Here is a 3,449-nt window from a genome sequence, read left to right on the forward strand (position 1 = left end):
TTCCTCGGCTGATCCGTTTGCTGAATATAGCTCGCCCTTTCCTGTCCGCTCCATGAGCGTGGAAAACATGCTTGGCGATATCCAGACCGATTATGCTAACCTCCGACACGGACGCCTCCCTTAAGTGGTGCTAAACACCTCCACTTTGGCACATCGATGCCGTCGGCGGGGCGTCCACCCCATCATAAAAGGTCGGATTACCAACGCAAAGCGGAAGTCGCCATCTTGAGCGTGATCGGCGGCTTGTGACCCAACTGCGACCTAGTGCACATCGAATGTTGCGGCGCAAAGTCAACTTTCGCCCTTCCAAAATCCCGATTGGAATCCTTACGATGTGGCCCCTCTGAGGCTTTTGGGGATGAGATGAGACGGCGGGAATTTCTTGTCGGGATTGCCGGGCTCCTTTTGCACCCGTCATTCGGCATTGCGCAGCCAGCAGGCTCTGTCCCAGTCGTGGGCGTCCTCTGGCACGCCGGGAGTGCGGAAGAAGAGAAGGATTTTGCGACCCCGTTGCGGGCAGGTTTTGCTGACCTAGGCTACATCGAAGGCAAGACAATCAAATTCGAGGAGCGGTTTCCGGCGGAGCAGAAAGAGCTTTTCGATCGCATGGCGACCGAATTGGTCGACGCAAAGGTCAATGTGATCGTGGCCGGCTCCATCCCAGCGGCGCTGGCAGCTCAACGGGCGACGTCGCTCATCCCCATTGTGCTAGTGGCCAACCCCGATCCCATAGGTCTGAAGCTGGTTGCCAGCCTGTCACGCCCCGGCGGCAATATCACCGGTCTCTCCTCGATGGGCTTCGATCTTGCGGTTAAGCGGCTCGAAGTGGTGAGGGAGGTCATTCCTGCGGCCTCGCGCATTGCGCTCCTGGTCAATCCCTATAATCCCTACGACGGCGAGCGGCAGGCCTCCGAACTTCTACCCAGCGCTCAGAAGCTAGGACTCGTCATCAAAGCATTCGAAGCCAAACACCCCGAACAGCTTCAGCCCGTAATAGAGCAGATTGCGGCGGAAAAATTCGATGCGATCATCATCACCCAGAACGCGATGTTCTACAACGAGCGAAAGCGGCTCGCGCAACTCGGGCGTGCCTACCGCATCGCGACCATGGCCCCCGCTGATCTGTTTTTGGATGCCGGCGCAGTCATGTCATATGGGCCAGTCTGGAGCGCCATGTTCCGGAATGCGGCGCGCTACGTCGATAAAATTCTCAAGGGAGCAAATCCGGCTGAACTTCCGGTGCAGCAGCCGACCCAATTCCGCTTCGTCATCAATTTGAAGGCTGCAAAGGCGATTGATCTCGAAATTCCTCCCATCGTCGTGTCTCGCGCTGATGAAGTCATGGAATGACTGCGTTTGGCCCTTCGGCGAAGTGGCGGCATCGCTCCACGAGGTCCGCTTATTCTTCGCATTTTGACCCACCCCGGACATCCGACCGCTTGCACGACGCGAGCCGCTGCAGGCAATAGTTGTCAGGTGCCACCGGCGATAAGCCGAGCGCCTGCCACATATCCGCGGCCTCCCTCGACACACCGAGGTTTCGTCCGTCTATGCCCTGAAGCAACGACTCCGACCGTGTTGCCAGGACATGGTTTTGCCGGTAACGGCGAAGCTATGCCACGAGCCAAACGACCTCAGCTCTCACCTGCCGCTGGTCAGCCGCGGCGGGATCTGGGACATCATCCAGAGCTCGATCGCTGCCAGGATCGCGACCGCCGCGCCGATGATCACATGCACCGTCATCGCGGTGGTTCCCTGGAAACCCAATACCCAGGGCGATACGAACGCCCACAAGCCGACGATGAGGTTCAGCCACTCCTCCCACACCGCGAATGCCGCCAGTGCCGCGATCGCAAGGATCGCGATGGCGATACCGGTGATATAGGCGTTTTGAGAGACCGTCCCGGCATCGAAACCGAATATCCAGGGCGAAACGAAGAGAAACGCGCCGAGGATCAGGTTCGCGACGTCACAAAATTTTGCGTTCGTCCAATTCTCTAGCCAATTCTGCATGACACCCTCCATTGGAGGTTTTCCATGTCAAATCAACCGTATGATCGCCGCGCCGGTTCCATCGCGGCCCGCGGCATAATGGCAAGGGAGCGGTGTACCTGCCGCGCCTGCCGCTGTCGCTGCTCGGCCGCGCCGACGTGATCGAACAGCGATGCAGTTTGTTGCAGTGCACGAGCCTCTTCCTGTCCTGGCCCATCAGCGAAGGTCGATCAGAACGATCTGCAAGAATACGCTAAGGACATCCGTATCGAAATAATCAGGCACGGGTCATGTCCCCGCGTCAGGGGAATGGGCAGCTGCAAGCGAGATCGTATACGTCTATTGGATCGGTTCGACCGATACTGCCACCAGGAAACGGGGCCCTAACGTCGCCGGTTTATCAGGGGCTAGTGCAATCGCTTAGAGCCGCGTCCGAATGTTGTCCGACCGGTTGCTCGAAAAGCAGTGCCACTTGATCTGGTTCGCCAAGGATCGCTGCGGCACAACCCATCATGGTCAATGCTCCGGCAACATCCCATAGCGTTACATTTTCTAATGTCGCATTTCCCGACTTTGCCCAAGCCAAGAGCGCAGTGATCATCGCGTCTGAGAAAAATAGAATACTGAGCGCTGGTAAGACGAGCTGGGAATCCAGCAGGAGTATCATCAAGAATGCAGGAGCTGCGACCAGTATGCTCAACACCGCGCATGTGCAAAATGCTTGCCGCCAAGAAGCATTCCTGTTTGTCCAACTTGCACGAGAAAGGATCATTTGATCCTCCTGCATAGGTGCATTTTTTAGCGCCACTGACCTGCTGAACTACTCTGGTCTAGCTGATCGTTTTCCGACGTCTCCCCCATCAATGTTTTGTCCTATGCCGCTGACTCTCAATCAGCGTAAGAATGCCAGCGGTCACCACGGCAATAACGATGACGGCTGCCAGCGCCTCGACAGAGGCCAAGGTCCCGTACCACTTGTTCCAAAGCTCAATCATGTGCTGGCCTCTCGCGAGAGCGCACCCACGATCGATAAGATCTGCTCTCGAAAAAGAACGAACTGTGCGATCAAAAAAGCAATGCTACTCATCGTCGCGCGGTTTTTCACCGCGCGGCAAGGTGACTTACGCGGCACCGATACGCAGGTCGCGCGGGTGTTTGGCGTCCGGATATCGGGTGACGCTGCGATCGAGTAAGCGTGCCGGATCAAGTCTATCAGCGTGATGGTTTCTTCTTAAAGAGCGCTCTCAGCTGCTCCCACTTGGCCTCGATCCACCTCAAAGCCATGAGAAGAGGCTTCTGTAGAATAGGGATGTCCTGTGCGATCAGAAGAAGGCCTAGAGGCAGCATCCAGAGGCCGAAGATAGGCAGAAAGCTGAAGACGCCTCCTAGGATGAGCAACCCGGCGACAACGACACGGACCCAAAACGAGGATGGTTCTCGTAGCCACAGAATGAAGG

Annotated in this window: 5 protein-coding genes; 2 read left to right on the forward strand and 3 right to left on the reverse strand. The window is 56.9% G+C overall.

Annotated elements, in window-relative coordinates:
- Positions 1–363: 363 nt before the first annotated feature.
- Positions 364–1,350, forward strand: coding sequence for an ABC transporter substrate-binding protein (locus AC1DW2_RS43480; RefSeq protein WP_283016726.1), 987 nt, complete (start codon positions 364–366; stop codon positions 1,348–1,350).
- A gap of 291 nt (positions 1,351–1,641) precedes the next feature.
- On the opposite strand, the gene AC1DW2_RS43485 is transcribed toward AC1DW2_RS43480, so the two are convergent.
- Entirely contained in the window at positions 1,642–2,013 is a 372-nt protein-coding gene (locus AC1DW2_RS43485; RefSeq protein WP_283016727.1) for an SPW repeat protein, read from the reverse strand.
- A gap of 379 nt (positions 2,014–2,392) precedes the next feature.
- Complete coding sequence (locus AC1DW2_RS43490) at positions 2,393–2,764, reverse strand: hypothetical protein (protein ID WP_283016728.1); 372 nt, start codon at positions 2,762–2,764, stop codon at positions 2,393–2,395.
- Positions 2,765–2,867: 103 nt separating this feature from the next.
- Between AC1DW2_RS43490 and AC1DW2_RS43495 the strand changes: the two genes are divergently transcribed.
- Complete coding sequence (locus tag AC1DW2_RS43495) at positions 2,868–3,185, forward strand: hypothetical protein (protein WP_283016729.1); 318 nt, start codon at positions 2,868–2,870, stop codon at positions 3,183–3,185.
- A gap of 19 nt (positions 3,186–3,204) precedes the next feature.
- Here AC1DW2_RS43495 and AC1DW2_RS43500 read toward each other — a convergent pair.
- The coding region (locus AC1DW2_RS43500) for a hypothetical protein (RefSeq protein WP_477009173.1) at positions 3,205–3,449 on the reverse strand (245 nt) is incomplete at its 5' end.

The sequence above is a fragment of the Bradyrhizobium sp. P3_C3 genome (assembly GCF_056402655.1).

Bases quoted from the DNA above. Each gene is read 5' to 3' on its own strand.
- AC1DW2_RS43495 (WP_283016729.1), top strand. From the start codon at position 2,868: ATGCCGCTGACTCTCAATCAGCGTAAGAATGCCAGCGGTCACCACGGC.
- AC1DW2_RS43490 (WP_283016728.1), bottom strand. From the start codon at position 2,764: ATGATCCTTTCTCGTGCAAGTTGGACAAACAGGAATGCTTCTTGGCGG.
- AC1DW2_RS43480 (WP_283016726.1), top strand. From the start codon at position 364: ATGAGACGGCGGGAATTTCTTGTCGGGATTGCCGGGCTCCTTTTGCAC.
- AC1DW2_RS43485 (WP_283016727.1), bottom strand. From the start codon at position 2,013: ATGCAGAATTGGCTAGAGAATTGGACGAACGCAAAATTTTGTGACGTC.